Below are 24,899 nucleotides of genomic sequence, written 5' to 3'. Positions count from 1 at the left end.
CGGCTCCACTCGTGAAGTGGAGCCGCACCTGATCAAACCTCAGTTGCCTCGGAAAGTTCGAGAGCATCCTCAACATCGACTCCCAGATAGCGGACCGTGTTCTCGATCTTAGTATGACCGAGCAAAATCTGGATGGCTCGCAGATTTTCCGTCGCTTTGTAGATAATCGAGGCCTTGGTGCGACGCAGGGAATGGGTTCCGTATTCCTCTGGTCTATGCCCGATCGCCTCGACCCATTCGTCGACGAGGCGTGCATACTGCCTTGTACTCATGTGAGCCCTTGGATTGATCCTGCTCGGAACGCTAATCATCGACTGTTCCGCCGCGTCGCTCCAGCCATGCGAGAAGGCTGGAGCGTACGTCGCTCATCAACTCGAACTGAACAGGTCGGCCAGTTTTCTGTTGGATGACCATCGCGCGAGTTCGGACTTCCGGCCCTACCACGAGGTTGCCGATTTTGATCTTGACGAGATCGCAGCCGCGCAACTTGCTGTCGATCGCCAAATCGAAGAGCGCTCTGTCTCGCAGACGCAGCTCTCGATCGAGAAAGAAGCGTATCGCCCATATCTGTCGAGGTTTCAGAGGTCGTTTCGTCCCGACCTTCTTCCCGGCATTCCATGCCCGGCGGTCGGAGTCGGTGAGGTCGTAGCACGAGTGTCCCATTTCGCTTCTCCTGCAGCCATGATTGGCCACCAGAGAAACGCCGCTAGACTGTTGCGGGGCCGGCAGCTGACTGGCAGCTTTTGGGCTGAAGTCGTGAATAGGCGGACGTTTCGCTGCCGTCCCATTGACGACGTTCGTGTCTGGTCATGGGAGCGGGCGAAGCTCCTCCCGTCGTCGGCCATCACTTCAGATCATCAATTTGCGCGTTGCGGTTCCACTCTGTCGTCCGGGATGCCTAGCAGGTGACATTGCGACGAAAGCTGACATACCGAGTCGCAAGCAATCGAGGCCTGCTTTCCCCTGATCTAAGGTAATCTTAACTGGTATGCGTTGAACGATGTGGGTGAAATTGCCGGCCGAGTTGTCTGCCGGTAGGAGTGCAAACTGTGCCCCGCTGGCTGGCGACAAGCTCTCAATGCGTCCCTCCCGGGGACGGCTCGACTGATACTGCAATCCTGCCGCCAATGCACAACGCGGCAATCTGTGTCTCCTTGAAAATTGGCCACGACCTACGCTCCGAGGAACGACGGCGACCAACAGAGTGCCTGCGCGCACATGCTGCCCGACTCTTGCCTGACGTTCGCCGACCCAGCCGTCACGCGGCGAGGTTATGATGCGCATCGAGCATTTGGCGACGATCTTGCAAAGAACGAGGGTTAAAAACACTCGGTCATGTATCGGTTGAACGACGCCATGAATGAATGCCATATGGCATTGGCTTTGTGGGGAGCGAACTATGAAATATCTTGGGGCAACCGCATTGGTTTTCTACGGTGTCGTTGCGGTCAGCGGAGCGCAGGCCGCCTGCTACGACATCTCAAAAGGGCAGCCATCGCAGCTGAGCGGCCAACTCGATCGTCGGATACTTCCCGGGCCGCCGAACTACAAAGACGTGCAGGCAGGAGATCAGCCCGAGCCGACTTACCTACTGGAACTGGATGCCGACATCTGCCTTGAGGGCGCGGACTTTGCTGATCCCGCATCCAGTTTCCGCGAGGTTCACGTCGTGCCGGTGGGCGGTATGGAAAGCGCCATGGCATCGTTGATCGGACGCCGCGTGACTGTCGGCGTCGTTGATCGATGGGCTGCAAATAACGCAAATCACCGAGCCCCGCTCATGGCCGTTGTCGGGAGCATCGCGCCTGAAGAGGACATCACTGAACAATATGGCACTGCCGCGACTGTCGTGCGGGCGTTTTATCTGGCCCTCGGCACTGGGGACGGCAAGGAGGCGGCGCGGTTTGTAGTTCCAGAAAAGAGCACCAAGGGTCCTCTCTCAGCAGCCGCCCTGAGTGGCTTCTACGGAGGGATGCAGGCGCCCCTTAAGCTTCTCGGCATACAAGCGAAGGCAGAAGACTTGTTCTTCGTCAGCTATGCGTTCAGGAAGGGTGCGACGACATGCACTGGCCGCGCCGAAGTGAGGACAGTGAATGAGGGCGGCAAGGACTACATCGAAGGCATAAAGGCACTCGATGGCTGCTGATAGGATCGAGCCGTTGAAGTGTCCATTCGGTGGGGCTTACCTTCGCATATTAGCGTCGAAGGGTCTTGGGACATCCCGATCACGATTTTTTCGGTTATCCCAACGGCATCGGTTCGGATTTCGCCGCGCTGCCGGTCCCGCAGTGAAGCCGAGGCATTCACTCGTGACTAAGCCATATATCGATGCGGTAGCGGTCAGAACCTTGCATGGGCAATAGACCGTCCGCGCGCGTTCCCACTCCTGCAGCACGAAGGATCGGACGCATCTCCTCCAGCACCGCTCCAATTCTCCATTCCTCGGCGCTCGGCGAGGCATAGCCAACGGCCTTGGGCACCAGCGCACATTGCGGTGTGGTGTTCCTGTCAAACTGTTCAATTCTGCCCGGAATGACGCGCAACGATTCAAAAACATATCCGTTGATCGAACTGCGAATTGAGGCCGCATCGACCGGGGCTCCGCTGCAGACATTGATATAGACCCAGCCTATCGGCCTCGGGTCGCCAGGAATCGATCGATAACTCACCTTGCGGCCACTGATGTCTGGCGGCTCCGAGCGCACAACTGCGGGTTTCGGCTGGACGGCGGAAGGCGCCTCGGGTGGATTTGAGGGAGGACGATAGCCGGCGACCAGGTTCCGCGTGGCTGCCGTCGAAAGCCGATTTTGGCTGGCGGAGCCTACGCTCGCCAAAAGCCGACAAACGCCGCCCTCGGTCGAGTGGTCAAACCCAACGCAGCCCGAACGCGAGGTGCAAAGGGAACGACACGCCTCCAAGGGTGCGATGACCTGCGCGCTGACGAACCCGTTCAGTGAGGTCCCGGGATAGTCGAAGAACACTGCCGTGGTTTGCGCGCCGATCGGTTGAATGCCGACTAGAAGGACGAGAGTTGCCAGAGACGACCCGGCGACTCCGAGCACGAACTCTTGGAATCCGCAGCGAAAAAGATGCGCAAACATGTTTCCCCCGGCCGCTGTTATTCTGTTTCAAGTGGACTTGATCGCCAAGTCAGCGAAGTTCGCCGGCTTGATGTCATGACTGGCGACGTGAAGGGTCGAACTAGACGGCCAGCCAGGATTCTCATGACAGGTCGCGATCTTTCCTGTTGCCTCATTTTTCTTTGCCGTAGGCAATGCCCCTTTAGGGCTCGGCAATACCAGCCCGGCGCCACCGTAATTCTCCAGAATTTGCATTTCCAGCTATAAATGGGGGATGAGCACCGCGAAATTGGGTTCAAGATAGAAACGGTCGCCAGGACGTGAAATAGGCTGCGAGCCCGCTACAGGTTAAGCATCTGAGTCGAATCTACTTGAGGGCTCGTTGACACTGCGTTTTTTACGTCGAAATATGAGGCCGGGGACGCCGCATGGTCAACGATTTATTGCGGCAAGGGGAAGGTGCCTAATGGCTCGGGGGGGCAATGTCCACTTCGTTCGTTCAACGTCCGCGCGTGCCGTGGACGTGTTGGCTGTCGCAGGGAAACCGCTGTGGCGCGACTGCGAAACGGCATTCGCCCGCATAGATGAACTGTGCGGGGACAACACCTCGCGGCTGTTCGCGGAACCGAACGCCAAGGAGCAGGAGGGCGGCCGCCTGGTCGTGGCGTGGTTCAGCAGCTTCGACGAGGAGCCGAAGCAACTGGGCGAACTCGATCGGGGAAAACGGTCGCGGATCGAGTCGAACTTGGCCGCGCGGATCGAGGCGCTTCGACCAGCCCTGGCGGACCGGGAAATCGGCGGGACCGTTGGGGCGATGCTCAATGTCGCGGACGAAGCCTCTATCGTCGCCGTCGGCGAGAACGCCGTCCTCACGAATTGGGGAGTGCTGCCGGAGGAAGCCCGCTCCTCCCGCGCCGCATTCGTGCGGCACAGCGAGCAGACAATTGGCCCCTACCTTCCAAGCGGCATGTCCCCCCGGGTGCCTGGTCAGGCGTGGGCTGCCCTGGGAGGTTTCGCCACTGCCGGACTGTCTCCCCCGCGGCGCGTGATTGCACCCGAGGCCACCGCAGCATCCACGCAAGAGGCTCAATCAACGGCGCCAGCTCGACACAAACAGTCTTGGCTTTGGCCCATAGCTGCCCTTTCGTTGGTGTTCGCCGCCTGCCTGATCTACGCGGCCTCGCCGGGCAACCTCGTTTATCCGGAAGCGCTCCCGCCGCCACCGACAGCTCCACTCGTGAACAACGAGGAGGTCAACCGGAGCCTTGAAGAGCGAATCGGCAAAATGAAAAGGGAGCTCGCAAAGGCTGCATGCGAGGCAGATTCATCTGTTCTCGGTCCGCCGCTCCATGAGTCCGGCGGTGGAACAGAAAACGGCGCGTCAGGAGCCGCCCGCGGGCAGGCGCCTGCCCCCGGCTCACCGCATTCGCTTCTCGCCGCCCTAGACTCGGCGACGGTCCTCGTGCTCGCACCCTCGGCGGACTCCCTCAGCACTGGAAGCGGGTTCTTTGTGAGCCAGAGGGAAATCCTCACCAACAACCACGTTGTCGAGGGCGCCGGGGGGACGGTATTCGTCGCCAGCAAGGCACTCGGGCGTGCGGTTCCCGCCCGTGTCGTTGCAAGATCCGCAAGCAGCGAGACTGGAAATCCGGACTTTGCCCTCCTTCGGGTGGATGATGCCCCCAGCACTGTGAGGCCCCTGCACCTTTCTACGGAAATCGCCAGGCTGGACAGCGTCATCGCGGGGGGCTTTCCGTCATTCGTGATGTCGATGGACAGCACTTATCGAGCGATCCTCAATGGCGACACCACGGGGCTTGCCAATCTTGAGATGGTCGTCACGCAGGGCAACGTCATGGCCATGCCTCAGGGCGGGGCGGCAAAGGTCATTACCCATTCCGCGAACATTTCCCCCGGCAACAGCGGAGGTCCCCTTTCGGACGCCTGCGGCCGGGCCGTCGGAGTCAACACCTTCATAGTCCTCGACGGGGGGAACGTTCAGAAGCTGAACTTCTCCCTCGGCGCGAGCGACGCCATCCGGTTCCTGTCAGCCAACGGCGTGACGGTGGCCGGCGCCGATCAGCCGTGTAATCCGGCCACGGGAATAGCCGCGGCCGCAGGGCCAACGGAAGGCCCTGTCAAATGAGCCAGTTCGTCGCGACCACGACCCTCAGCCTGATGCGTTCCCTCGGGTCGACCGCGGAGCGCTCGGTCCATAGGCTTCAAGCCGTGCTCGGACGGGAATTCCCCGGGGGCATAGGGCTCGAGCTGGCCGAACCGGTGCCGCGAAAGGACGGCTCTGGGATCGACTGGTATACCGAGCGCGACGAGCCTCTTGTCCGGCTGACGGACCTCCCGCCCGAAACGGCGTCCGTCTACAAGGCGCGGCTCGACCAATCCGTCCGCGCAGTTCTTCGTGCGGCCGCCGCGCATGAGGCTCGCACCGACCCGGCAGCCCGCTCGACGGCTACTGCGCTGCGCAACGCGGTGACATTCCCCGACGACGAGAACGTATGGGTTTCCGGCGGCTCCGACGGGAGCGACGGAGTGCTCGTGCTTACGGCATGGGGTTACGAAAAACATGACGCGGAAACCAGCGGCAAGGGACAGATTGCTGAAGCCGCCCGGGACCGCCCGCCGACGGCTTCTGTTGCGGACACAGCAACGGAGCGGCCCGTGCGATCTGCTGGACCTGCCTGGTGGCAGTCGGTCGCCCGCAGGCTTCTTTGGCTTGTTCCCGTAGCACTCGCGGGGGCGACCGCGTGGCTGCTGCTCCCGGCTTGCGGCTTGGTCCTTCCGTTCGGAGTCACCGCATTTGGAAAGGGCGGAGGCGCTTACTGCGCCCTTGCGGCGCCGCAGCCGACTGTCGACCATAGTAGCTTGCGCACGCGGGAACTCATGTCGGAAGAAGCTGTCATCGAGGAGCAGCTGCGGCGGCATCTGAACTCGTGCCAGCCCCCCGCTCCGGCGCCAAGGGCCGAGCAGACTGACCCAGCGCAGGAAGCAGACAATCGCGTCGAAAGCGCAGGCGGTGCGGAAGGCCAGACGCAGGTGACGCTCATCTGGAACAACCGGACCGACCTGGACCTCTTCGTGAAGTGCCCGGACGGCGGAATGGTGCTTCTGGACGGACAGCCGAAATGCGGGGGCGTGCACGACATCGACATGAATCTCAATGGAGAGAGCACCAAGCCGGTCGAACACATAACGTGGGCGAGCAAGCCACCGCCCGGACACTACGAGGTCTACCTGAGAATGTTCAACAAGCGCGGAGATCCTGCCCGGCGGACGGATTTCAACGTCATCCTCAAGAAGGGTGACGCCACTCAAAGCTACCCGGGCAGCGTGACTGAAGAGTCTCACGACGCGACGCAGATGAAAGTCATGGAGTTCAATGTTCCATGACTGCAGCAAGCCGCCACCAGCCTGACAGGACGAATCGATGCTGACCAACCTCGCCGATTTCAGCGACGGCTTCACGCTGGTGCCGGACAGCGGCCTCCAGTTCGTCGAGTTCGGGTTTGACTTCGACGCTTCGCCGCGTCTTACGAGGTCGTTCATCGAGCGTGTGTCGCCGGGCGAAACGGGGTCGGATGGAAAGACGCTGATCCGCCTGCTTCCGAACTGGAACGATGACGACCCCGACTCTGACCAGCCGCCGTATCCCCCGAGTGGCGACGACGTGGTATACGACATCGCGAAGTCGAGGGCGCTCGAGACCTTCCTCGACCGCTGGGTTCCGGTGCCGTTCTTCAAGATCGAACCCGGAAAGGACTCGCTGGGCAACGAAATTTACGCACAGGGCCCGACCGACTGGGTCCGGGTAAGGGTTACGGAAACCAGGAACGCCCATGGCGACCGGAAGGGAACGCACAGGGCAATCTTCGCATTCGACAGCTCGCTTGCGCCCCGCAAGACGAACCGTCCCTATCTCGCGCCCTGTCCGGAAGACGCGATGCGGACAGAATCGTTCCGGTTCGTCAGCCAGCTTCCAGACGTCATCTCGTTCCTGTCCCATAAGGTCGACGTTCCCGGACAAGGGCCCGTGGACGCCCAGAAATGGCTGGACGATTGGCTGAGGGACATCCTCCACTCCTTCAAGAAGCTTCAGAGGAAGGGCAAGGAGCTGAGGCCCGATGACTTTCCTTTCCAGTTCGAGCACCTCGCCCGCTACATAACCTTCGTCCAGTTTCTCGCCAGCGTGATCAAGCCCGTTCGCGTCACCCTCATCGACACGGTCAGCGACAACAGGAACGTCCATCCAGTCGACGTCGACCTGGTGCTCGACATCGGGAACTCGCGGTCGTGCGGACTTCTGATCCAGTCGTTCCCGGACGACGTGAACGTCGACCTCAACAACTCCGTCGTGCTGGAATTGCGCGACCTTTCCAAGCCCGAACTCGTCTATCGCGATCCGTTCGAAAGCCAGTGCGAACTGGTGGCCGGGGAATTCGGAGCGGAAGACATCGCCAGGCGGTCAGGCCGACCGCGGGCATTCTTTTGGCCAAGCCTGCTCCGCATCGGCCCCGAGGCCTCCCGCCTGCGCGGGGAGTCGGAAGGCACCGAGGCGGCCACGGGGCTTTCTTCGCCGAAGCGGTACCTGTGGAGTTCCGATCCGGTTCTCCAGGAGTGGAAGTTCCGCTCGGCCTCGGCGGGCCATGCGGGAACCGAGCCGCTGATCGAGCGCTCCATGTACCGCTTCATAAACGACCGCGGCGACGTCCTCGAACAGCTCGAGAGCGACAGGCGCCAGTTCAGGTTGAAAGTCAAAGAGAGCGAACTGCAGACGGCGAGCCGCTTCTGCTTCTCGAGGTCGTCCTTCTTCACGTTCATGCTTGTCGAAATCATTGCGCAGGCGATGTCGATGATGAACAACCCCGGCACCCGCCGGGAGAGAAGACTCAAAGATTCTCCGCGACGCCTGCGCAGGATCATCCTGACGATCCCGTCAGCGACCCCGATCCAGGAGCAGCGCATCCTGCGGTCGCGCGCAGAAGCCGCGGTCAAGCTTCTCTGGTCCCTGTCGGGATGGGGCGACAGCGACAGCGGCATAAACAGCCAGCGTCCGGAAATCCACTGCTCCTGGGACGAGGCGAGTTCAGTTCATCTGGTCTATCTCTACGGCGAGGCCGTGCACAAGCTGGGCGGGTCGATCAGGACGCTGTTCGACATGCTCGGCAAGGACAGGGAGAGGCCGAAGGCGCTCCCGGCGTCCAAGGCCAAGGAGAAGCTCGAACGGTCCCTGCGCGTCGCCAGCGTCGACGTGGGCGGCGGCACCACCGACCTCATGGTTACGACCTATTTTCAAACCGACAATGTCGCCCTTTTCCCCGACCAGAACTTTCGGGAGGGATTCCGTATCGCGGGGGACGACCTCCTCAAGGTGGTTATCGAGCGGCTTGTCATACCCAGGCTCGAGGAAGGCCTGGCTCAAGCGGGCCTCCCGAACGCGCGGAACTATCTCAAGGACCGCTTCGCAGGCGACAACCCGAACATGTCCGAGCAGGAAAAGCACCTGCGACGCCAGTTCGTTCTGCAGGTTCTGCAGCCAATCGCCATCGCGGTTCTGTCCGAATGCGAAGCGATGCCTGCGACGAGCCGCAAGACGGAAATCCGGAAGGCAGGCAGTTTCTTCGAGACCGGGGGACGAACGACGGCCGGAGGCGACATTCCGGTTGACGCGCGCATCCTCGGATATCTCAAGGACAGCATAGGGGCTCTGGGAGCCGGAGAGTTCACGGTCTCCGACTGCGACATAGCAGTCGACCCGCTGGCGGTCGAAGAGTGCGTCCTGTCGATCTTCGACGGCGTGTTCGACAACATCGCGGAAGCGATCAACCATCTGGACGCTGACGTGGTGCTGCTGACCGGGCGGCCGATGCGCCTGCCACAGATGATAAGCCTGTTCATGAACAAGATGTCGGTCCGGCCTGACCGCGTCATTCCGATCAAGGACTATCGCGTCGGCACGTGGTATCCCTTCCGGGGCGTCAGCAACACGCACATCGACGATCCAAAGACGACCGCGGTCGTGGGCGCAATGCTGTGCGCGCTCGCGGAACGGCAGATCACCAACTTCACCCTCTATTCCCAGTACCTCAGGATGAAGTCGACGGCCCGGTACATCGGTCGGCTTCAGGGCAGCTCCGTGCTGCCGGACGAAACCCTGCTTTTCTCGGACATCGACCTCGATGCCGCAACGGCGGAAGCCGAGGCGGAATTCGACTACCACAGCCCGCTTCGCATTGGCTTCAGGCAGCTTCCACTGGAGCGCTGGGTGGCGACTCCGCTCTACAAGCTGACCACCGCGCAGACGCGATCGGCGCGGAGCGTGCGAAAGCCGGTCCGCGTCACGATCGCGCGCAATGTGCAGGTGCCGGAAGACGACGAGGCGAACGAGATCGCGCTTCTTACGAGCGAGGCGACCCGCGAGGAGTTCGTGGTTCAGGACGCGGAGGACGCCGACGGCTCTCCGGTCAAGCGCATCATGGAGCTGAAGCTGGACACGCTCGCGGTCGAGGCGGGCGACGGCTACTGGCTCGATACCGGAATTATCTCCATCCAGTGAAAGCTGAAGGCATGCGTAAAGAGTTGAAGAAGACCTGCGACACGGCGCTGAAATCGGCGCAGGAGGGCCTTGTCTGGATCGGAGCCTCAGCAAACGCGGAGCGGGTCGGCAGCACGCGCTCGGGCGCCGAGCAGCAGCTCAAGAAGTCGATCGTTGCCACCCGGAAGGCGATGCTGGCCATAGACCGCCCCATGTGCGTCGGGGTGTTCGGCCCCAGCCAGGCTGGCAAGTCTTATCTTGTGTCCGTCCTGGCCCGCAATGGAAGCGCGCCCTTGATGGCTCGCTTCGGCGATCTCGGGCGGGAGGTCGATTTCATCCGGGAGATCAACCCCGGTGGCGATCGGGAGTCGACCGGGCTTGTCACCCGCTTTTCGGTTCGAGAAGAGCCAAGTCCGCCCGGCGCGCCCGTTGTGCTGAGGATGCTGAGCGAAACGGACGTGGCCAAGGTCCTGGGCAACAGCTTCTTCCTTGACGGAGACGCGAAGAAACGCGCGCCGCTGACTTCCGACAGCGTCCTGTCCACCCTGGAAAGGGCGAAGAGCCGGGCTATGCCGCAGGCAGCGACGGATGGCCTGGCCGAGGAGGACGTGTGGGACCTCCAGGAGTATTTCGAGAAGCAGTTCGCCGGGTTGCCGAACATCGAGACGCTAGGGGCCTACTGGGAGGAAGCGGCCTTCCTTGGCTCCCGGCTTTCCATTGCCGACCGCGGCGACCTTTTTTCCGTGCTATGGGGCGGTCTGCAGAAATTTACCGATCTCTTCGTCGAACTCGTCACCGCCCTTGAGAGCCTTGGGTTCGCCAAGGATGCCTACTGCCCTGTCGAGGCGCTGGTTCCCCGGGAAAGCAGCATCATAGACGTCGAGACGCTGCGGGGGCTCGGAAAATCCGGCCAGGACGAGTTGCTGATCCGGCCAATGAAAGGATCGACGGTTTCGTTGCCGAGACCCGTTATCGCCGCATTGGTGGCTGAACTCCGGATTGCGATATCGGAACAGCCATGGCCGTTCTTCGAGCACACAGACCTCCTGGACTTCCCGGGCGCTCGCAGCAGGCAGAAGGTGGACCTTCAGGCCTTCATCGAGGGCAACCCCGACGCGCTCAAGGAACTCTTCGTCCGGGGCAAGGTTGCCTACCTCTTCGACCGCTACGTTGCAGAGCAGGAGCTTTCGAGCATGCTGCTGTGCATCAAGCCCTCGAACCAGGACGTCGCGACCCTTCCCGACATGATCGACGACTGGATCAGAACCTCGCACGGGGAAAGCCCGCTCGATCGGGCCCGGACCGAGACTGCGCTGTTCCTGGTGCTGACGATGTTCGACATGCACTTCAGCGAAAAGGCGGGCGAGGAAGGACAGAGCCTGGCGGATCGTTTCAGCGCGCGCCTGGGCGCCTCGCTAACGCGCTTTTTCGGCAAGGCCCACAAGTGGCCGTTCGAATGGATGCCGGACAGGCCTTTCAACAACTCTTACTGGCTGCGCAACCCGAACTTCAAGGCAGAGTCCCTGATCAAGTACAAAGGCGGCGTGGAGACCGAGATATTGCCCGACAAGGTCGCGAAGGTCGCCGCGCTGCGCGAGGCGTATCTTCAGGTCAGTGAAGTTCAGCAGCACTTCCGCGAGCCGGCCAAGGCCTTCGACGAGGCCCTCAGGCTGAACGATGGCGGCGTAAGCTATCTGGCGGAGAACCTCGCGGCCATCTGTCGTCCCGACATCAAGTATTCACAGATACGAGGCCGCGTCGGGGACATAGCCCACGATATCCGCCGTGTGCTCGCTCCGTATTTCATCGAAAGCGACATCAACAAGCGGATAGCCGAGCGTCGGGAAGTCTCGGACCAGATTCTCGCAAACTTCACCGAGGTTTGGGAGCGGGACCAGTTCGGGACCGCCATGAAGATGCTGCAGATATCGCAGAACGGAATCTCCGAACACCTTCACATCGAGTACGGCAACCGCCTCAAGCGGCAGAACGCGCCGGAGGAAGGTTCCGAAGGACGGACAGACGCCGCGGCGAAGAAGCGACCTGCGCCTCCGCGGCCCGGCGCCCCTCCATTGCCCGGCAGCAAGAAGAAGGTGGCCGCGGCCGTGGTTTCCTCCGGGGAGTCGGTTTCGCAGAAAGCGCTGCCGCGCGAAGCCTATCTCGCCCGGTCAGCCATCAGGCATTGGACGGACGGCCTTTTCGCACTCGCGAGAAACGACAATGCGTTGCAGGCCATTGGCCTCGGGCAAGAGTCCGCAAGCGAGTTGGTCGCCGAGCTTACATCTGCCGCGCGGCGATCGGGGCTCGAAGAGCGCATAGCCAGGGACCTTGCCAAGCTCTCGGGAAGTTCAGTCGAAAGGTCCGACATCCTGCTCGAGAAGGCTGGCTTTCTTGCCACGAGCCACATCAACCGTTTCGTCAGCACGCTTGGCTTCGACGCGATGCCCGAGAACAAGCGGCCTCTGGCTCCTGACGGCACTGAGAACGGTGAAGTTAGGGTTTTTGCCCGCCGTCCGAGCGTTTCAGACTGCGACGGGCTTGGGGTGGAGCGGCGGAACTTCTCCTACCTCGCGCTCTCGGAGTGGATGTACGCCTTCCACCAAGTGGTTACTGACAACGTCCTCTCGGGCGAAGGGATCATTATAAACGTCGAGGAGAACGAGCGCCTGAGGGCCATACTGGACGCGCTCGATGAGTCCGCGCCGCTGCTTGGTGCGCCCGTTGGGACTGCTCGATGAACAAGGTTGCGGTCAAAGTCAGCGAGGACGAGACGCGCCTGTTCGGGCATGCCCTGATCACGTTCCCGCAGGAACTAGGCAGCTCTCCGGGGTTGCGACTGTCGATCATGCGCAAGTCCAAGGACGCTCCCTATCTTGGCGCCGCCGGATGGCAGGCGCGTCCCGCAACCGTAGAGGCAGCGGTCGTCAGCCGCGGCGCGAATTCGGCCACGCTGGTCGTCGGACCCGAGGTCTGCGACCAGATCCCGGTCGACCTGCAGGTGAAGATCGAAGTCGAAGGCCATGACATTGAGGGGAGCGCCTTCTGGCCGCCGATCCCACCTAGCCCGGGAGCTTGGTCCCAGGAACTGACCCCTTTCAAGATGTCCATTCCTCAGGCTATAGAACGGGAGCTTGAAGAGGCCCTCGAACAGGTTGTTGAGCTGCCACGGGTGGTGGAGCCGAAACCCCAGCCTTTGGCCCAGCCGCCAAAGAAGAGGCGGTTCTTGTACCTACTGATCCCGTTGGCGCTGCTTCTGGCAGGGGGAGGATACTACATTGCCGACAGCAGGGGTTGGTTCAACAACCCCGAGCCTTTGCTCGCGCGTTTCGAGAGGCTGAAGCTGACGGACACTAACGGCGTTGAGCTGTTCGCCCTAAGCGGCGAGGCATACCGGGAAGGCGCCCGCGGAATCGGCTTGCAGGCGATCAATCTTGCGATGGAGCGGGGCAACAAGGACGCGAAACTCGAGATTGCGCGCTGGTACGATCCAAGCTCCTTCGAGCCCAGCAGAGCAGATCGACCGGATGCGAACAGGGCGGCGAGGGCCTATTTCGAACTGTCGGTAGAAGGCGAGACAGCGGCCAGGGAAATGCTCCGCTCCCTCTGCGCGAAGAGCGCGAGTTCTCCTCAAGACCTTGGGTTCAATGGGTTCCTGAAGGACACTTATTGCGAGGGGACGCTGGAATAATGATTGAAAATCACAAGGTCCGGCAATTCGCCGCCTATGGAACCGTCAGAGGGACAATGGCATGCTGAAGAGCAGCTTCGACAAGTATTTCCTCCACTTCAGGGGGTACATGGCGGCCATGGCTGCTGCAATCTTGCTGGGCATGACCCTGTCAGCGGGAGCACAGGAAAATTCCGCGGCGAACGAGCTTTTCAACTACCCGGACACTCTGCTGAACGGGATCGTCAGCGCCCAGTTTTCCAAGCCGATAGAAGAATGCCGGAAACTCTGCGAGGCGCGTTCGGGATGTCAGGGGTTTGACCATTCTCAAAAGGACGAGTGCCGCCTGTTCGCGAGCGTGGGCGCCGGACGCGTGAACGTGGGTTCGACCGCTGCGACGCGCAGCCTGCTTTCGAATTACACCGACCCGACAAATCCTCCGCTTGCAGCCAGGCTGGCGAAGCTCAAGGAAACCGACACTGACGGCCATGAACTCTTCGCGCTAAGCGAGGAGGCTTTCAAGCGCGGAGACCGGAGCGTCGGGCTGCAGGCGATCAATCTCGCAATGCAGAGAGGCAACCAGGACGCGAAGCTCGAAATGGCGAAATGGTATGATCCAAGGACCTTCGCGCCGGACCGCGTGGACGCGATCGACTCCAATAAGGCGGCGCGTTCGTATTTCGAACTCGCGCTAGAGGGCAATGCGCAAGCCAACAACCTGCTGAGCTCGCTTTGCGTCGACGCTAGCGACACGGGCTCGAACCACGCCAACGCATACGAGAATTTCCTTCGCACCACCTACTGCGAAGGGTCGATCAGTCCTTGACCCAACCGCTCTTACATATCGGTTTCATGGGTTGGGCCAAGGGAAGCGGAATGCAGCGGAGGCGGCATTGGTTGCGCGTGGTCGGAACAGCGTCGGCGGCGTTTCTGCTGACATTTTCGCTTGCGATGCCTGGAATTGCTACGCAGGCATTGGCGCAGGCGTCAGGAGGCGAACTTCTCGAATATCCAGAGACCGCATTGAGGGGAACCCCCAGTGCCGAGTTCCGGCGACCTTTGGACGACTGCCGGAAAATCTGCCTGGAGCGTTCGGGCTGCGCCGGGTTCGATCACTCCTCTTCAACCAACCTCTGCCGTTTGTTTCCAGCGGTCGCCTCAGCACAACCTGACCCGCTCTCGACCGGCGGCACCCGCCAGCGGATTCCAGGCTATCACGATCCCGCCAATGCCGAGTCCTGGTACTATGCGTCCTTCAGCGGGGTTGACCTTTGGGGGGGCGATCTCGTGTCAAAAGGCATCGATGCGCCCAACGCCGAAAGCTGCTCGGCTCTGTGTGACAGCCGAACCTCCTGCCGGGCGTTCACCTACAATCAGGAGGTGAATCGATGCTTTTTAAAATCGGGCTTCGATTTCGTGCAATCCTACCCTTTGGGACGGTCCGGCCTCTATTTCAAGGCTAGACCATCGGCCCCTCCTCCGACCTTGACTGCCGACTGGGAGCTTTTCACCCTGAGCGGCTTCATTGGAAACGGCATGGAATCGCCTGCGATCTCCTATCAGGAATGCATGGGGCAATGTCACTCGGACGGTGGATGCGGTGGGTTTACGTGGGTGACCGTGAGACCCAACCGATGTTTCCTGGTCCAGGGAACCAACCTGTACCCGGTGCGGCGAAAAGGCATGACGTCGGCGCGAAAAAACAGCCGGACGGTCACTCCCGACTTTGTACATCCCGTCGCTCCGAGGGATTAAAACATGCCGCCGCGGATCGCATTTCTCACCGCTGTTGCCTGCGCCTTTTTTGGCCTTTCCTCACCGCTGAAGGCTGACCCCCCAGTGCCGAGAGCCCGCATCCCAAACGTCGACCTGCATCGCATAATCGAAGACGCCAGGCTGCGTCAGATGATCGGGCAGATGGTGCTGGTTGGCTTTGTCGGCAGCGAGCCCGGTGCCGAGGGATACGCGAGAGTCGTCAGGCAAGCGGAGGAAGGAAAGATCACGGGCGTCATTTATCTGGGGCGCAATATCGACGGCCTGAAGCAAGTGCGGCAACTGAACGAGGGCCTGCAGCGTTTCGCGGCAAGCCCGCTGCTCATCGCTGTCGACCAGGAGGGCGGCCGTATCCAGAGGTTCACTGGAGCCATGGGGTTCAACGAGACGCCGAGCGAGGCGACTGTGGCTAAGTCCATGAGTCCAGACGAGGCCAGCGTGATTTACCAGGACCTCGCTTCCGCTCTCTCGGATCTGGGATTCAACCTCAACTTGGCTCCCGTCGTCGATGTCAACGTCAACCCGGCAAATCCCATCATTGGCAAGCTTGGCAGGAGCTTTTCCGCCGATCCGCAGACGGTCGAGGCATACGCGAAGGCTTTCGTCGAAGCGCATCGGGCGAAGGGAGTGCTAACGGTCTTGAAACACTTCCCTGGGCACGGTTCCAGCACCAAGGACAGCCACAAGGGCATGGCCGACGTTTCCAAGACATGGAGCGATAAGGAACTTCTCCCCTACAAGAACCTGATCGCGTCGGGAGATGTCGACATGGTCATGTCCGCCCATGTGATAAATAACAAGCTTTCCTTTTCGGCCCAAATCCCCTCCTCGCTTTCCCGCGCGACGTTAACCGGGCTGCTGCGGGACAAGATGCACTTCAAGGGCGTGGTTATCAGCGACGACATGCAGATGCAGGCCATTACCGACACCATCACCTTTGAGGACTCGGTGCGCCGAGCCGTTTTGGCAGGGAACGACATCCTGATATTTGCCAACGACAAACATCCAGACCCCCTGGTCCCGGAAAAAGTTGCCGCCCTCCTGTCCGAGGAAGCGCGCAAGGACCCGGAAATGCTTGAGCGGATACAGAAATCCTACGAGAACATCATGCGCCTGAAAAGGAAGCTCGCACCGGCCGTTTCCGAGGACACGACCATTTTACAGGAACGGTAGCGCGAGGCTGAGCAGGCGAGGAGGAAACATGCTGGCAGGTGGTCTTCGTCGCGGGATGGCGGGACTTCTTTTGGGACTTGCGGGCGCGCTTGCTGCTGTCGTGCCGCCAACGGGGATTCTGCCAGCGAACGCGCAGTCGACAGGAGAGTTCTTCAATTATCCACAAACCCTCCTGAATGGTACCGTCAGCGCGACGGTCAGCGTGCCGCTGAAGTCGTGCAGAAACCTCTGCTTCGCGCGTTCGGGATGCATCGGCTTCGACTACTCGTCGTCCGACGGTTTCTGTCGGCTGTTCGCGAACGTGGCTGGCGCGGTGAGAGCCCGCCACACATCGCCGGAACACGCAGTCTCGTCATGGGCTACCGTCCGCCAGCCAATCCGCCAGTCGCAGCTCAACCGACATCGCAGCCGAGCCAGGGTGCGTCGGAAGCGGAAGCGACGAAGCAGAAAAGCGCCACATCGCAAAAGACTGGCAAGCCTGCGGCGATCGTCCGAGCGAAACCAAGACGTAAAAAACAACGAGAGGCGACAAGTCAGCGGCCGGCAGCAAAGTCAAAAGCGGCCTCACCAGATCCGACCTCCTCGGCGTCGAGGGCACGTCCGTCTAAGTTCCGCATCTGCAACAACCATTTTGGGACCTTCTCGGTTCTCGCATCCCGGAAATGTCCGCTGAGCGGTCCCGGAAGCTTTTGAGGCTCTCTTCGGAAAGCGGCGGAGAAAGGCAACCAATGTCACAGATGAACAATCCGCAGGTGCTCCAAGTGTCCGAGCCACCATCGGACATGCATCCTGCGTGCCCGCGGAGGTTTGCTGATCGCATTCGGCAATTAAGCGGCAGAACCGTTGGACTACTGATAGGGTTTGTGGTCGCATTTGCGGCTGCTGTTGTTCCGCCGGCCGGAGGTCGGCCCGCAAACGCGCAATCGGCCCAGGAGCTCTTCCGCTACCCGCAGACCTTCCTGAACGGGGCGGTCAGCGCCACGGTCAGCGTGCCGCTTGAGGCCTGCAGCAAGCTTTGTTCCGCGCGCTCGGGGTGCGCGGGCTTTGATCATTCGTCGCATGGCGGCGTCTGCAGGCTGTTCTCGAGCGTAGCAGGCGCGCAGGAAAGCCAAGGACACACGGCCGGCACTCGCAGTCTGGTCACTGGCTATCATCCACCAGTCAATCCNGGAGGCGGTGGCCGTCGCGCCACCATCCGGATCTTTCAGGCGTTTCCTCAACAGGGATATAAAGAGTAAGGCCGCAGAGACCCGTCAAGCTGACAACGTGGAACAGTGTGAATCCATGTGCCGAGCTTCGGAGAGCTGGTGCAGGGCTTTCACTTACGACGCGTGGAACAGAAAGTGCTTTCTCAAGGAGCGACAAGGCCAACTTTTGATGAACGCCCGCGCTACTAGCGGCGTTATCTCGGGAGATGACATGCCGCCGGCGTCGAGTGCGGCTCCCTATTTCGAGTATTTCAACGGCAAGGCTTTTTCAGGCAACGGGTTCCGGGTGCTGAGCGCCCGCTCTCGCAACGAGTGCGAACGGGGCTGCTCGGCACTGGACCAATGCATCGCCTTCGGATTCACCCAATCTCAGCAGCGCTGCGTCCTTTTCGACCAACCGGGCGAATATTCAAGCAGTCGGGGAACTGACAGCGGAGCAATACGCCAAGACTAATCAGAATGTGAGCTAGGGATCCATGGCCAAGTCGGCGAACGGCAGCTCCCGGAATCGAGATCCGGCGATCGAATGACTGAGATTGGGCGCATTGCGGTCCGGCAGCCTTGGGGCCGCATGCGGTCTGACCGCTTATAGAATTTTTGGGGATAGATGCCGTTTCGACGACGCTCAAAATTATGCTTCGTTCGATCACGTTGCGCATTGACCCCTTTCGACACCGCGAGTTGTCAACAACGTGCGACGCGAAGCTGCTGCTGTCTCCGAGGTCGCGAACCGCAACTTTTCTGGATCATGTTCGCCGTTCGAGGGGTGCGGCGGCTATTTTGAGGCGGGCACGGCCCCTCCTGCACTGTCCTCCGTCTTGTCCGTTGCGGGCGGCGCGATAAGGTTTCGTCTGAGCACGTCACCGAGTTTGAACGCTTCGGCGTTCGCGTCGAGCAACTCGCCCGCACGCGCCAACACGTGCGAGTCGAAACTCGCAAAGCCCAAAGGGACCGGCAAGCCCGATTGTTGGCCGATCGGCGCGTGGACCGTTGCGGCGACGAAGGCACCCGGGACGAGCAGCATTTCGAACCCGCCGGGAAATACACGGGCGTTCGACTCGTACCCGCGGGTGAAGGCTTCCTTCACCCAGCGCTCGGGGCGCTGTGCGGTCAACGAAATCGTCTCTACGTTCTGCCGCACACTGAGATCCTCGTTCAAGCGATTGATCTGTTCGCGGAACTGTTCGACGATTTCGGCCATGATCGAGGTGCTTCCCCAAAGTGGGGCCTGGGGCACCACCCAATAGATCGCAGCTGCGGCGTGGCGCGTTTTGCGCAGGCCGTAGCTTGCGACATCGAACAGCCTACGCGCATTTTCCTTGGTGAATAGGCTGCCGATGATCGGCACGGTCGGACGGTCAGCACGGACGTCGCCGTGGCTCGTGAAGGCGTGTCGATAGAAGCGCTGCACGCTTAACCCATCGCGGCGCGTCCATTCCTTAAGATAGTCTTGGGCAAGTTGGATCAGGAGCTGGTATGCCTCGCCATCGTCTTCCCGCCGCGCAACAGCCATGCGCTCGAGCATCTCGGCGACCGCAAGCCCCACTGCCTCACGATCTGACAACTCGTAGTCTGACTTCCACTCGGAAAGGTCGATGTCGGGTAAGGTTGGCTTGAGCCCCGATGACATCAACCGGACGCGCACGAGCGTCGAAAAGCGCTCCTCAGCCGCCACCCCGTCGATGGAATAGAGCGTGCGTCGCGGGGTCGAGATTGGATCGATCTTCAGCGCGAACTCGCGAAAGAACCGACGGAACGACGACGGCACCCTTTCCGTTGCCGAGCTGACTTGCTCAACGTCGGCCAGCGGCAGTTCGGGAAGGTTCCGCTCGAAGTAGCTCAGAAATTTCTTTTCGGCGGGCGCCAGCGAGATGAGGTCGAAGCCGACGCGTGCGATCTTGCGCTCGACCTCGTAGATAAGTGGTTCTTCGACACCAGGGCGGAAGAGCGAAAGCCCCGTCTGTGTCAGCGTGATGCGTCCCTCGCTCCGACGGATGTAGTCGGCGTCCTCGACCTCGTGGAAAACGTAGGCCATCTCGCGCCGGCTATATCCGAAGAAGGACTGGACCGCTTCCTCTGTGCAGCTTCCCATTGCGCGGACGAAGCGAATTAGAAACTCGGCTGTCACGGAGACCTTGCCAACATCAGCGACTTTGTGCTCGACGACGAACCGACGACAGGGCAGCGTTAGGTCGATCGTCGCCAACTGGAGCGGGCCGTCCTCCGATTCTTCGACGAGCCCCTCGCGCACGGGGCCGAGCGTCAGCTTACTGCGGGGCTGGACGGTCATTGTGCCTTCTCCAAGGCGCCATCAATGGGCGCGGCGTTGAGCCGATTCTCCAGTAAAGCCATTGCATCTACTTCCCTTGCGTGCCCGTATTCAACGTTACTGGCAAAGGCCCGCGCGATCCGGTCCATCGGCCCGGCCTCCTCCCATCGCTTCAAGCTACCCACGATAACAAGGCGGTCCATCGCGCGGCTGATCGCGACGTTGATGCGGTTGGGCCTTGCGAGGAATCCAGGCCGAATTGTCTTGAAGCCGCCCTGCACGGGCCCGTCCCAATTATTGCGAACAAGCGACACGATCACGATGGGGTTTTCCTTGCCCTGGTAGCTGTCGATCGTGTCCACCTTCATCGCGGCTCGCAGCGAGGGATGGATCGGTGCCAAGGCGATTTTGCGCCTCACGAGGTCACGTTGGGCCGAATAGGCGCAAATGATCCCGATGCCATGGGCATGCGTTGCTTGTTGGGCAAGCCAGTCGAGGAACAGCTGGCATTCGCTCCATCGCTTAAGAAGGCTTACGATCACGTCTGCCTCAACCGTATTGGTCAGGCTCTTGCGATGATTGGGATCGGCTTGCTTGGCGCGCTCGCCAAACGGCGCCGTGTCGAACCACGTGACAGGCGCGCTGAGGTCGGCAGGTAGCGCTTCTGCGTCGATGATCGGCGTCACGCGACCATGCTCAAGGCGCTTGCCATAGAATGACCGCGAGACAATCTCACCGATCGGGGGGAGCATACGATATTGCCGTCGCAGCGTGTGACCCGCGGCAATCCCATAGGGTGTCTCGAAGATGCGCTCGAAGTCGCTCCTCGCAACCTCCGCCACGCCCACGCCGAGGCGCTCGGCGACTTCGTCGACCACTGACTCCGGATGCTGTGGCTCAAGCTGTTTATGGTCGCCGACGAGTACGATCCATGCGCCCGCCTGGATCGGCACCGCGAGCTCGCTGGCGGTGCAGCGCGCCGCTTCGTCGACGATCACGAGGTCAAAGGGTGTTGAGGTCAAGCCAAGCGCCGATCTGCCGAGCCCCACACAGGTCCCAGCGACGATCTGGCGCGTTCCGGCGAGGAAAGTTTCGAGGCTCCGTTGCTCGGTCGAGACTGTTCCCACGAAGTCGCGTGCTAGCCCTGCGACTGCCTGGAACCTAGCAACACGGTCAGCGCTCGGGCGCTCGCCCTGCGGCATGGCCTGGAGGCAGGCGTCGACAATCGTCGTGACAATCTTCTCGGCCGCCAGGTCGGCGGGCAGCGTGTCGTCTATGCCAAGCGGCAAGACCTGCTGGCTGATTGTCTCGCGAAGCGCTGTTACTCGTTGCGCCGAACTTTCCTCGTCCTGCAAGCTGGCCAGCCGGGCCGCGACGGGCCTTATCGCAATCTCGACATGGGTCAGCGCGTCGGTCAGCGCCTCTGGAATGCCCAGTCCCTGGGCGGCGACGGCCAAGCGCTCGCGCATCTCGGCACGGAACCTATCCTTCTGGAGCTGCTCGACTCGCTCGACGTGGAATGGCAGCAGGCGGTCTGAGACAACACCCTCGTTGCCGACGCGAAGGATGCTCGGTATCTCACCCGCCCGAGCGAAGAGCTTAAGCACGGCCTCGGCGGCATTGTTGACCGCTTCATGCGCTTGGCTTGCGAGCAGGACATTGCGCGCCAGCCCCAAGGTGAGAGCGGCATGCACCAACGCCGCAATGAAGACCGTCTTGCCTGTTCCCGGCGGCCCCTGCACGAGGGCGAGCGGGCGTGTGGCGAGCACAGCTGACAAGGCCTCGGCCTGCTGGTCATTGAGCTCGTACTGCTCCTTCAACTTTTCGACCGGCTGGCGATCGGGCAACGACTGCGGTGTTGCCGCGGTGCGCGGATCGAGGATTCCGATCAGGTTGCGCGTACGCGAGGTGCGCCCGACGATCCGCCTGACCGCAGCCTGGCGACGGTCGAGGCTGGTCTCCTCCATGCGGCTCCGGAAGCGAAGCTCGTCGCCCTCCTCCACTAGCGGCGGTCCGTTTCGCTGCTCCGGCCGCATGCTTTCCAGATAGAGCGTGTCAGGCTTGGATCGCTGGAGGTCGAGTTGGCCGACGGGCCGCCAATTGCCTCGGCGGTCCTCGCGCTCGACCATGACACGGTCACGCCGATTGTAGTCAAACGACCCACTCAGCAGGTCAAACTGGACCTTGTGCCGGTTGATGCTTATGTCGAAGACGCTGTCCTCGGCAACCTGCCCATAGGTGACCAACTCCCGCTCGGCATCGACGAGGATCCCCCACAGCATCGCCACGTCTACCTGACCGTTCGGCGGTGGCTCAGCAGCGATCGCCTCGATCAGGTCGTCCTCGGGCGACTCGCCTGAAACGATGTCGCGTTGTTCGGCGGGCTGCTCGCCCTCCGCGCTCACCTCGGCGTCCGTCGCCCTGGGCTGCGTCGGACCCAGGGCCGCAGTGACATCCTCGCGTTCGAGCAGCGGAGTGAGGTCTTCCAGATTGGTAACTGGACCGTCCTCGACGATGATGGCAGCTTCGAGTGACGCGAACTCGAACCTCTGGAAAAGCCTGATCCTTGACTGCTCCAGAGCGCGCCGGTTGAGCCGGTAGGGCTTTCCGTCAGCCCCGATGCTGACCTCAAGCTCCTCGCAGGCCCCGCGGATAATGAGCGTACGTCCCCAGGGGGCGCGGCGCAGGAAATAATGGCCCTCGTCCGGTAGCAAAGGGCCTGCCCCTACGTGTGGGCTAGCGAGCCGGATCGTCGCCAAGTCCGCGTCGTGCGGCTCGCCGGCCGCCAGCACATCGATCAAGGGAAGCAACGTCGCGTTCGCCGGGTCGTCGGTTCGCACCTTCGCGATTGCCTCGCGAAGGCGGCCGGATATTCTCGAATCGCTTCCGGCGAGGAGCTCCTCGCCGATGACTGTGACCGCGAAGCAATCGCGTTCGAAGCGACCGCCGCTCTCGGGGGCATAGCGCGCAGTTACAGTGTCGCCTTCGGTGGCCGTCGTAAAGTCACTCAGGTCGACGATAACCGGGTCGCTCGGTGCTGCGGGATCGACGAGGATGTTGGCAGGTTTGAGGTCGCCATGCGCCAGGCGAAGGGTGTGCAACTCCTCGACCCGCCGGGCAAGAGCGTCGATTAATTGAAGCCGCGCTTCCTCGCCAAATTGCTCCGGGTGCTCCGCCATCAACAGCGCGAGGTCGGGGCGATCGATCCACTCCTGGATCATGACGATCGCATCGCCCAGCCACATCGCACCCAGAATTTTCGCGCATCCCTCGGGCTCGACTGCCGAGAGCTCGGCGAGCTGATCTAGGAAATCAAGGATGCGCGATCCTTCCTTCTTCTGGTCGCCCCACGAAGCACGCTTCCAGACCTTTACCAGCACCTCGCGACCGTCCTTGCAGGAGCGCCACAAGGCGCGCGTCTCGTCGTCTCGCAGGATCTCGGCAGGCGGATAGGCCTGGAAGAGAGCCATCTGACTCTTGATCGCGCCGCGATGCCGCTCAAGCCCTGCTATGACTTCCGCAGGCGTGGGCCGGATGGCGACTGCAGCGTTGAAGGCCGTCAGCGCGTCTCCCGCGTCCTTGAACCGGTGCATTGGGTCGGGCGCGAGCGCGGACGCCAGCCAGCCGTAAAGTTCGACGTAGTCGGATGCCTTGTCGCACTCGCTGTCCCACTCGGGAATTCCGCTCGAGGTTGCAGGGCCCGTGCCCAGGAGGATGCGGTGAATGGCGGAAGCGGCGAGGAACACGTCGCGACGTTTAGGGGTTGTTTCGACTCCGAAGATGTCCTCTGGCAGCTTGCCTGTTGACAGAAACTGGAAGCGCGACTCGCCGAGCGAGCGAACATCGGGGTAGCTTGCCGCCATCAGGTGCGAGAGCCGAACGGTTGACGGTCGCTGCACCCAGACGCTGTGCTGTCCGAGGTCGAGGTGCGCTGCCTCCGCGAGGTGAAGCGCGTCGAGGGATGAGAGCAATTGGCGAGCCAGTTCGATTCGATCGACCCGGCTAAGGTCAGCTAGCTCGGAGCTGCCAAAATCTGTCAGACGGTGAAGCCGGCGCCGGCGGTCATAGACCTCCCAGTATCGTACGCCGAAGGTCGGGTCGCGCGTCTTGCCGCCGACAATCACGCTGTCGCACTGTTCGCTTCGGTCCTGCAGGTAGGCGATGACCTCCTGCTCGCGACCGGCGATCTCGCTACGTCCTTCTTCGGTCTGGAAGCGAGTTTCCGCCTTGGAGAAATCCCATAGCCGCAGGACTCCGAGGGTTGGCGACTGCCGTTCGTCGCTCGCCTCGAACTCCGCGAAGATTCCCTCGGGGTGCTCGAACACCGGTGCGGCGGACGTGGCATAGAAGCCACCATAGGTCCGTCGGCCAGGTACGAAGACGCCCTTGCTCATATTGAAGAACTTCGAGAGCTGGTCCTTCCACTCCGCCGAGGTCAGGATGCCAGCGGGTGGCCCTTTGCCGAACACCTCGATCCGCTTGGGAACCGACTTGAGCGAAGAAGTGAACGCCGCGACGGGCATTACCGCCCGCCGCTCGGTCTCCGAAATGCCGCTGAGGTCTGTGGCCTTGGTCAGGACCACAAGGCCCTGTACCCTAGGGACGATCGGCTTTGCGCCCTTGGCGTGGCGCTTGAGGTGGGCCTCGAGCTGAATGAAGACGTGGCGCGCGTTGGCAGATATCTTCGCGACCGGCGACGGGCCATGGTCCCGCCCGGCGTTGTACCAATGCCCATCGCGGCTCTCGATCGGGCCGAACCAATCCTTGAGATCGACGACCAGTATGCGGTCGTCCGCCACGATGATGACGTCGATCTCGCGGCTTGAGCCGGGCGCGGTAGCAAGGTCGAGGTTCGTATAAGCGAACCAGTGCGAAGGCAATGAAGCTAAGGTCTCGATGCCCTTCACCTCGCGCACATGTAGGCCGTTCCCGCAGTTGATGATCTTCAAGCGAATTCCCCCGAGCCGCTACCGCGGCCACTCCAGATGTTAGCTTTCGTTTTTGCGCTGGCAACTTCCTTTGAGCAGGATACGCGCCTTGGCGGAAGGGGGTAGATCATAGCGAACAATGTTGTCCAGAAGATCGCGGGCCACTGGCGCGGGTCGACCGACTACGTCGCAGTCCTCGACCGAACGGCGGCTTCGGGGCTCTGCCGTGGACTATCAAGATGGCGATCGGAATG

General features: G+C 61.5%; 12 protein-coding genes and 1 pseudogene. 9 read left to right on the top strand and 4 right to left on the bottom strand.

Annotated features, from left to right (window positions below):
• Positions 1-32: 32 nt before the first annotated feature.
• A pseudogene (locus X730_RS01000000164230) lies at positions 33-663 on the bottom strand (tyrosine-type recombinase/integrase).
• A 736-nt stretch (positions 664-1,399) separates the two neighbouring features.
• Here X730_RS01000000164230 and X730_RS157210 point away from each other — a divergent pair.
• Positions 1,400-2,146, top strand: coding sequence for a hypothetical protein (locus X730_RS157210; protein ID WP_023692428.1), 747 nt, complete (start codon positions 1,400-1,402; stop codon positions 2,144-2,146).
• Positions 2,147-2,303: 157 nt separating this feature from the next.
• Here X730_RS157210 and X730_RS157215 read toward each other — a convergent pair whose 3' ends face one another.
• Positions 2,304-3,101, bottom strand: a complete 798-nt coding sequence (locus X730_RS157215; RefSeq protein ID WP_023692429.1) for a PAN domain-containing protein — start codon at positions 3,099-3,101, stop codon at positions 2,304-2,306.
• 496 nt (positions 3,102-3,597) lie between these two features.
• Between X730_RS157215 and X730_RS1000000165195 the strand changes: the two genes are divergently transcribed.
• The 8 genes from X730_RS1000000165195 (at position 3,598) to X730_RS0133325 (ending at position 16,240) form a co-directional block, all read left to right on the top strand.
• The gene (locus tag X730_RS1000000165195) at positions 3,598-5,226 is read left to right on the top strand and encodes a serine protease (protein WP_245261318.1); all 1,629 of its coding nucleotides are present in this window, start codon (positions 3,598-3,600) and stop codon (positions 5,224-5,226) included.
• Entirely contained in the window at positions 5,223-6,485 is a 1,263-nt protein-coding gene (locus X730_RS157220) for a hypothetical protein (protein ID WP_023692432.1), read from the top strand. The genes X730_RS1000000165195 and X730_RS157220 overlap by 4 nt, the downstream gene beginning before the upstream one ends.
• A gap of 37 nt (positions 6,486-6,522) precedes the next feature.
• Positions 6,523-9,648, top strand: a complete 3,126-nt coding sequence (locus X730_RS157225; RefSeq protein ID WP_023829579.1) for a virulence factor SrfB — start codon at positions 6,523-6,525, stop codon at positions 9,646-9,648.
• Positions 9,645-12,365 (top strand): virulence factor SrfC family protein, encoded by a 2,721-nt coding sequence (locus X730_RS157230; RefSeq protein WP_245261317.1) that lies wholly within the window; start codon positions 9,645-9,647, stop codon positions 12,363-12,365. Before X730_RS157225 ends, X730_RS157230 begins: the two co-directional genes overlap by 4 nt.
• Positions 12,362-13,315, top strand: a complete 954-nt coding sequence (locus tag X730_RS157235) for a hypothetical protein (RefSeq protein ID WP_023692435.1) — start codon at positions 12,362-12,364, stop codon at positions 13,313-13,315. Before X730_RS157230 ends, X730_RS157235 begins: the two co-directional genes overlap by 4 nt.
• Positions 13,316-13,376: 61 nt before the next feature.
• On the top strand, positions 13,377-14,120 hold the full coding sequence (locus X730_RS157240; RefSeq protein ID WP_023692436.1) for a PAN domain-containing protein: 744 nt from the start codon (positions 13,377-13,379) through the stop codon (positions 14,118-14,120).
• Positions 14,117-15,049 carry a PAN domain-containing protein gene (locus tag X730_RS1000000165885; protein ID WP_245261316.1) on the top strand — a complete coding sequence of 311 codons (933 nt, stop codon included), beginning with the start codon at positions 14,117-14,119 and terminating at the stop codon, positions 15,047-15,049. The genes X730_RS157240 and X730_RS1000000165885 overlap by 4 nt, the downstream gene beginning before the upstream one ends.
• A 3-nt stretch (positions 15,050-15,052) precedes the next feature.
• Positions 15,053-16,240: a glycoside hydrolase family 3 protein gene (locus X730_RS0133325; RefSeq protein ID WP_023692438.1), complete on the top strand. Its 1,188-nt coding sequence runs from the start codon at positions 15,053-15,055 to the stop codon at positions 16,238-16,240.
• Between the two features lie 1,983 nt (positions 16,241-18,223).
• On the opposite strand, the gene X730_RS157245 is transcribed toward X730_RS0133325, so the two are convergent.
• The gene (locus X730_RS157245; protein WP_023825854.1) at positions 18,224-19,738 is read right to left on the bottom strand and encodes a hypothetical protein; all 1,515 of its coding nucleotides are present in this window, start codon (positions 19,736-19,738) and stop codon (positions 18,224-18,226) included.
• Positions 19,735-24,666, bottom strand: a complete 4,932-nt coding sequence (locus X730_RS157250) for an AAA domain-containing protein (protein WP_023692441.1) — start codon at positions 24,664-24,666, stop codon at positions 19,735-19,737. Before X730_RS157250 ends, X730_RS157245 begins: the two co-directional genes overlap by 4 nt.
• Positions 24,667-24,899 lie beyond the last annotated feature (233 nt).

The sequence above is a fragment of the Mesorhizobium sp. L103C131B0 genome, assembly GCF_000502275.1.
Lineage (GTDB): Bacteria > Pseudomonadota > Alphaproteobacteria > Rhizobiales > Rhizobiaceae > Mesorhizobium.
Note: the sequence above shows the minus strand (reverse complement) of the source record. Positions and strands in the feature narration are given on the sequence as shown.